This window comes from Sulfuricaulis sp. (assembly GCF_041499725.1).
Taxonomy (GTDB): Bacteria; Pseudomonadota; Gammaproteobacteria; order Acidiferrobacterales; family Sulfurifustaceae; genus Sulfuricaulis.
Genome location: NZ_JBGQKW010000125.1, coordinates 1 through 4,855, shown reverse-complemented (window position 1 = coordinate 4,855; position 4,855 = coordinate 1). Strand labels below are relative to the sequence as shown.

General features: G+C 59.8%; 6 protein-coding genes. All 6 read left to right on the top strand.

Annotated features, from left to right (window positions below; genetic code table 11):
- The first annotated feature begins 110 nt into the window (after positions 1-110).
- Entirely contained in the window at positions 111-1,325 is a 1,215-nt protein-coding gene (locus tag ACC569_RS13865; protein ID WP_372524121.1) for an IscS subfamily cysteine desulfurase, read from the top strand.
- 38 nt (positions 1,326-1,363) lie between these two features.
- Complete coding sequence (gene iscU, locus ACC569_RS13860) at positions 1,364-1,771, top strand: Fe-S cluster assembly scaffold IscU (protein ID WP_372524120.1); 408 nt, start codon at positions 1,364-1,366, stop codon at positions 1,769-1,771.
- 37 nt (positions 1,772-1,808) lie between these two features.
- A complete protein-coding gene (iscA, locus tag ACC569_RS13855; RefSeq protein WP_372524119.1) occupies positions 1,809-2,132 on the top strand; it encodes an iron-sulfur cluster assembly protein IscA in 324 nt (107 codons plus the stop codon).
- A gap of 18 nt (positions 2,133-2,150) precedes the next feature.
- Positions 2,151-2,690 carry a co-chaperone HscB gene (gene hscB, locus ACC569_RS13850; protein ID WP_372524118.1) on the top strand — a complete coding sequence of 180 codons (540 nt, stop codon included), beginning with the start codon at positions 2,151-2,153 and terminating at the stop codon, positions 2,688-2,690.
- 100 nt (positions 2,691-2,790) lie between these two features.
- Positions 2,791-4,686: a Fe-S protein assembly chaperone HscA gene (hscA, locus tag ACC569_RS13845; RefSeq protein ID WP_372524117.1), complete on the top strand. Its 1,896-nt coding sequence runs from the start codon at positions 2,791-2,793 to the stop codon at positions 4,684-4,686.
- Positions 4,683-4,855, top strand: a 173-nt coding sequence (locus tag ACC569_RS13840; protein ID WP_372524122.1) for a 2Fe-2S iron-sulfur cluster-binding protein, incomplete at its 3' end; no start/stop codon positions are given. The genes hscA and ACC569_RS13840, both read left to right, overlap by 4 nt.

Sequence of the window (4,855 nt, the reverse complement as noted above, 5' to 3'; positions counted from 1 at the left end):
GATCAAGGGTGTCGTGGTGCTGGCAGCGCAGTTGTATCAGCTGCGGCGCGTCACCGGGCGAGTCGTTGGCTCAAAAGCGCGGGCAAGCCGTGATTTGGAGAGAAGGGAAAATGAAAAAACCGATTTATCTTGATTATTCCGCCACCACGCCGGTGGACCCGCGCGTGGCGGAGAAGATGTGCAAATACCTGACACTTGACGGTGAATTCGGGAATCCCGCTTCGCGCTCGCACCCCTTTGGCTGGCATGCCGAAGAGGCGGTCGAAGAGGCACGTGCACATGTGGCGGCACTGATCGGCGCCGATCCGAAGGAGATTGTCTGGACCTCGGGCGCGACCGAATCCGACAATCTCGCGATCAAGGGTGTAGCCAATTTCTACGGCAAGAAAGGCAAACATATCGTCACCTGCAAGACCGAGCACAAAGCGGTGCTGGATACCTGCCGGCAGCTCGAACGCGATGGCTTTGAGGTTACCTATCTCGATCCCGAGCCCAATGGTTTGCTCGATCTGGAGAAACTCAAGACCGCGATCCGTCCAGACACGATTCTCGTGTCCGTCATGCACGTGAACAATGAGATCGGCGTCATTCAGGATCTCGCCGCCATCGGGAAAATTACGCGCGAACGCGGTGTGTTGTTCCACTCGGATGCGGCGCAGAGTACGGGTAAAACGCCGATTGACGTGAATGCAATGAATCTGGACCTGATGTCGCTGTCGGCGCACAAGACCTACGGACCCAAGGGTGTCGGTGCACTCTATGTCCGACGCAAACCCCGCGTGCGCTTGGAGGCTCAAACGCACGGTGGCGGGCATGAACGCGGCATGCGTTCAGGCACGCTGGCCACGCATCAATGTGTCGGCATGGGCGAAGCATTCCGCCTTGCCAAAGAGGAGATGTCTGCCGAAAATGAACGCATTCGCGGGCTTCGCAACCGGCTGCTGAACGCCCTCAAGGGCATGCCCGAGGTTTATGTCAACGGCGACCTGGAGCATCGCGTCGCCCACAATCTCAATATGAGTTTTAACTTTGTCGAAGGCGAGTCGCTCATCATGGCGCTCAAGGACATCGCGGTTTCCTCGGGCTCGGCCTGCACCTCGGCCAGCCTGGAGCCTTCCTACGTGTTGCGGGCGCTCGGGCGCAACGACGAGCTGGCGCACAGCTCGATTCGTTTCACCATCGGGCGTTTCACCACCCAGGAAGAAATCGACTACGCCGCCATGCTGGTGAAGGAAAAAGTCGCGAAGTTGCGCGAGCTTTCACCTCTGTGGGAGATGCATCAGGAAGGCGTTGACCTCAGCAAGGTGCAGTGGGCGGCGCATTGATCAGAAAATGATTCTGGCTATTTTCAGGAGACACAACCGTGGCATACAGTGATAAGGTATTGGACCATTACGAGAATCCGCGCAACGTGGGCGTGCTGGACAAGAGTGACCCGAACGTGGGCACCGGCATGGTCGGCGCGCCCGCCTGCGGCGACGTCATGAAATTGCAGATCAAGGTCAACGAGCAGGGCGTCATCGAGGATGCCAAGTTCAAGACCTACGGCTGCGGCAGTGCCATCGCCTCGAGCTCGCTGCTGACCGAGTGGGTCAAGGGCAAGACCATCGAGCAAGCGGGCAAGATCAAGAACACTCAGATTGCCGAGGAGCTCGCGCTGCCGCCGGTTAAAATCCACTGCTCGGTGCTGGCCGAGGACGCTATCAAGGCGGCGATTGCGGACTACCAGACCAAGGCAACCGGCAAAGGCTCGAAGGCAGACGCTGCCTGAGTCGTTTTGGCCAGGCAAAACGGAGAACGTGACAGATATGGCAATTACCATGACCCAAGCCGCCGCCGAGCGCGTGCGCAAGTTCATTGAAAAACGTGGCAAGGGCGAAGGTCTGCGTGTCGGGGTGCGGGCGTCCGGCTGCTCGGGAAAGGCTTACGTGATCGAGTACGCGGACAAGATCGAACCCGATGATCACGTGTACGAAAGTCACGGGGCGAAGGTCATCGTCGACGCGAAGAGCTTCATCTATCTCGACGGCACCGAACTCGATTACACCCGTGAGGGGCTGAACGAGGGTTTCAGGTTCAACAACCCCAACGTCAAGGACAGCTGCGGCTGCGGCGAAAGCTTCAACGTCTGAGACGCCGACATCGCCGGCATGCATCCCGCTCCGGGCAAAAATCATTTCGAGTTGTTCGGACTGCCGGCGACATTCGATGTCGACACCGATGAATTGGCCGTTCGCTACCGTGAGTTGCAGCGGCGCGTCCATCCGGACAAGTTTGCCAATGCCTCCGACCAGGATCGCCGTCTTTCGCTGCAAATGACGGCGCTGGTCAACGAGGGTTTCCATACGCTCAAGGACCCGGTGAGGCGCGGACGATATCTTTTAAGTCTGCGCGGCATCGATATTGGCGATGAAACCGACACGACGATGGACCCCGCGTTTCTGCTGGAACAGATGGAGTTGCGCGAAGAGCTTGAGGAAGTGAGACAAGCGGTTAACCCGCATAAACAGCTGGCGGAGCTGGCGAGTCGGATCGAGCAGCGGCTGCAGGACAAGATCGGGTATTTTCGACGCGCATTCGCCGATGACACGCCGGACGGAACCGGAAAGGCACGCAACGCGGTGCGGGAAATGCAGTTTCTGGAAAAGATGCGTCGGGAAATCGACAATCTCGAGGAAGAGTTGATTTAAAGAATTTTTAACCGCCAAGAACGCCAAGTTTCTGGATCAAATTTTTTTGTTTTCTTGGCGATCTTGGCGTCTTGGCGGTTTAATAATCGAATAAATTACGATGGCACTGTTTCAGATCAGCGAACCGGGACAAACACCGGCTCCGCATGAACGCCGTTACGCGGTCGGCATCGATCTCGGCACCACCAACTCGCTTGTCGCCTGCGTCCGCAGCGGCGTGGCGGAAACCTTGCCGGACGGGCAGGGACGTCACTTGCTTCCATCGGTCGTGCGTTACCGGGCGAAAGACGTACCCGTCGTCGGCCACGATGCCATTGCCGTGGCGCACGAGGATCCGCTCAATACCATTGCGTCGGTGAAGCGCCTGATGGGGCGCGGCATCGAGGATGTGCGCAAGCTCGGTCAATCACTTCCCTATGAATTTTCCCATGGGGATTCGGCGATGCCACGCATCCGCACCGTCGCTGGCGACCAGAGTCCGGTCGCGGTCTCGGCCGAGATCCTGAAGGCGCTCAAAACCCGCGCCACGCAATCCCTCGGCATGGAGCTCAGCGACGCTGTCATCACCGTGCCGGCGTATTTCGACGATGCTCAGCGTCAGGCGACCAAGGACGCGGCGCGTCTTGCCGGTCTCAATGTCTTGCGCCTGCTCAGCGAACCCACGGCGGCCGCAGTGGCCTACGGTCTCGACAAGAATCCACGGGGCATATACGCGATATACGATCTTGGCGGCGGAACCTTCGATATTTCTCTGCTGCGGCTCAACCGCGGAGTATTCGAGGTGATGGCGACCGCGGGCGATTCGGCGCTGGGCGGAGACGACATGGACCATGCGATAGCCGAATGGATCATGCGCGAGGCCGGCATCAGAGACAACGCTGATCATCGGCAGATGCGCCGCTTACTGCGCGATGCGCGCGCCACCAAGGAAATGTTGACCGGCGCCGAGCGAGCGACGCTGCGCATCCAGCGCGACAACGACGGTATCTGGGAGGGCGTACTCACGCGCGCACACTTGAATACGCTGATTGATCCGCTGATTGACCGCACGCTTCCACCTTGCAAACGTGTGTTGCGCGATGCCGGTATCCGCGTCAACGAGGTCGATGGCGTGGTGCTGGTGGGCGGGGCAACACGTATGCCGCGCGTGCGCGAACAGGTTTCGCGGTTCTTCGGGCGCGAGCCGCTGGCCGATATCGATCCGGACAAGGTGGTGGCGATCGGCGCGGCCTTGCAGGCCGATATCCTGATCGGCAACAAGCGCGACGAGGAGATGCTGCTGCTCGACGTGATTCCGCTTTCCCTGGGGTTGGAAATCATGGGTGGCATGGTGGAGAAGATCATCCCGCGCAACACCACAATCCCCGCGGCCAAGGCCCAGGACTTCACCACGTTCAAGGACGGTCAGACGGCATTGCTGATTCATGTCGTGCAAGGCGAACGCGAACTCGTGTCCGATTGCCGTTCGCTGGCGCGATTCGAACTACGCGGTATCCCGCCGATGGTGGCGGGAGCGGCGCGCATACGCGTATCGTTCCAGATTGACGCCGACGGGTTGCTCGGCGTGTCGGCCAAAGAGCTGACGACAGGCGTGGAGAGCAGCGTGGTCGTCAAGCCGTCTTACGGCCTGACGGACAATGAGATTGAACACATGCTGCGCGATTCCATTACCCACGCTCGCGAAGACGAGGAGGCGCGTCAGCTGCGTGAACGGCAGGTCGACGCCGAGCGTCTGATCGAGGCTGTCCAGAGGGCGCTCGCCGCCGATGGTGCGTTACTTGATGCGAAAGAACGCGCAGAAATCGACCGCCATCTCGATGGCCTGATAGCCGCGCGCGAAGCGAAGGACGCCGCCCGCATCAAGCAGGCGATCAAGGCGCTCGACAGCGCGACCCAGACGTTTGCCGCGCGTCGCATGGACGCCAACATTCGTCGCGCCCTCACCGGTCACAAGCTCGAGGAATTCAGCACGTCCGGGGACAAGCCCACCCCATGACGCGTTTGACTTTTCTTCCACATCCGCAGATATGCGCCGAGGGCAAAACCATCGAAGTGGAGCCGGGCATCAGTATTTGTGACGCGGCGCTCAACGCCGGTATCCGGATCGAGCACGCCTGTGAAAAATCCTGCGCCTGCACCACCTGCCACGTGGTGGTGCGCGAGGG

What these genes read in the sequence shown, in the direction of transcription:
- ACC569_RS13865 (WP_372524121.1), top strand. Translation starts at nt 111, where the DNA reads ATGAAAAAACCGATTTATCTTGATTATTCCGCCACCACGCCGGTGGAC.
- iscA (WP_372524119.1), top strand. Translation starts at nt 1,809, where the DNA reads ATGGCAATTACCATGACCCAAGCCGCCGCCGAGCGCGTGCGCAAGTTC.
- hscB (WP_372524118.1), top strand. Translation starts at nt 2,151, where the DNA reads ATGCATCCCGCTCCGGGCAAAAATCATTTCGAGTTGTTCGGACTGCCG.
- hscA (WP_372524117.1), top strand. Translation starts at nt 2,791, where the DNA reads ATGGCACTGTTTCAGATCAGCGAACCGGGACAAACACCGGCTCCGCAT.